This is a genomic window from Oleiphilus sp. HI0067, from assembly GCF_001635735.1.
In genome coordinates this window covers 1-1809 of record NZ_LWFI01001073.1, presented here as the reverse complement: position 1 = coordinate 1809, position 1809 = coordinate 1, and the positions used below count along the sequence as shown (strand labels likewise).

The window sequence follows — 1809 nt, the reverse complement described above, 5'->3', positions numbered from 1 at the left end:
CGGGCTTTAATTGCAGTATGTGAACAACTAGGCTGCCACATAAAGAGAAACTTAACCTTTCGCGCGGCTTACGTATTCGCCAGTACGCGTATCGATTCTCAACACTTCACCAATATTAATAAACAAAGGCACGTTAACCACTGCGCCAGTGGTTAGTGTTGCTGGCTTTGTACCACCTTGCGCTGTATCGCCCTTCAAACCAGGATCTGTTTCTACAACTTCAAGTTCAACAAAGTTTGGCGGTGCTACGTTTAATGGCGCTCCGTTGTATAAGGTTACAACGTAAACGTCTTGTTCTTTCAACCATTTTTGCGCTTCAGCCACAGCATTCTCATCTGCACCGTGCTGTTCAAAAGAACCGTCGGTCATCATGAAGTGCCAAAACTCACCATCGGTGTACAAATACTCCATATCGTGCTCCATTACGTCAGCACCTTCTAGAGATTCACCAGACTTAAAGGTACGCTCCCAAACACGTCCAGTTTTGAGGTTACGCAGTTTTACACGGTTAAACGCTTGTCCTTTACCCGGCTTTACATATTCGTTCTCAAGGATCGAACATGGGTCGCCATCAAGCATTACCTTAAGGCCACCTTTAAATTCGTTTGTTGAAAAATTCGCCATTTTATCACCTAACTGTCCCTACTTAATTTGTAGGCTTCTGATACAAAGTGCAATAACTAAGCAGTAAACAGCTATACCGCTACCACTTTCAGTTACTAAAGTGTAGATTATGCGGCCGATCTAAGCGGCCAAAAAGTGGCGGCAATCATACACGCTTCGGTTTATTCTGTCGAAATACTCGTCTACGTATTAGCACTATGCAAGAACACATTCAGCATTCGCCTCTTATCGCTCGTTCGATCGACAAAGATTGGCAATCGATTTACAGTCAAAGCACACTGACTGTCGGCGATCTATTAACGCAGCTAGGCCTAGACGCGCACCCCTTAGCAACACAACAAACGCTCGATTTTCCACTTCGTGCACCGCAGCCCTATCTCGATAAAATCAAACCTAACTCACCCAATGACCCCTTGCTTTTGCAAGTTCTACCTCAGACTAGAGAATTCGAACAGGTTGATGGTTTTACAGCTGAACCCTTACTCGAACAAGATTACTCGCCCGTCCCTGGTTTAATTCATAAATATCAGTCTCGGGTTTTGCTCGTCTTAACGCAGGCTTGCGCCATACACTGTAGATACTGTTTTAGACGTAATTTCCCTTATTCAGAGCACCAGCAATCTCGCAAACAATGGGACAAGGCTCTGGCTTACATTCTGGAAAATAAGCAAATTAATGAGGTCATTCTAAGTGGTGGCGACCCACTAAGCTTGCCTGATAAATACCTATCCGATTTGTTACATCGTATTGATTCTATCGCGCACATAAAAAGGATACGTATTCATACGCGAATGCTCCCTAGCCTGCCGCAACGAATTAGCGATCCCTTTATCGAGATTCTCAAGACACTCAACAGCAATATTGTTTTTGTTGCGCATTGCAATCATGAGAATGAATTGGGTGACGACACGGCAATTGCATTTAGAAAACTCAAAGCCGTCGGCGTTACCTTACTCAACCAATCAGTATTGTTAAAAGACATAAATGATAACGCAGGCATCCTGCAAAATTTGTCAGAAAAGCTATTCGATCAAGGCGTATTGCCCTACTACCTTTTCACCCTCGACAAAGTAGATGGCGCAGCACATTTTGATTTGAGCCGAGAAAAAGCCAAAGAGATTTACAAGCAGTTATCCTCCTTGCTACCTGGGTTCCTACTTCCCAAACTCGCTGAAGAATGTCCGG

Annotated in this window: 2 protein-coding genes; one reads left to right on the top strand and one right to left on the bottom strand. The window is 44.1% G+C overall.

Going from position 1 to position 1809, the window contains the following annotated elements:
• Nucleotides 1-51 precede the first annotated feature (51 nt).
• The gene (gene efp / locus A3739_RS14910; RefSeq protein ID WP_068476429.1) at nucleotides 52-624 is read right to left on the bottom strand and encodes an elongation factor P; all 573 of its coding nucleotides are present in this window, start codon (nucleotides 622-624) and stop codon (nucleotides 52-54) included.
• A gap of 197 nt (nucleotides 625-821) precedes the next feature.
• Between efp and epmB the strand changes: the two genes are divergently transcribed.
• On the top strand, nucleotides 822-1809 hold a 988-nt coding region (epmB, locus tag A3739_RS14905; protein WP_068501926.1), incomplete at its 3' end, for an EF-P beta-lysylation protein EpmB.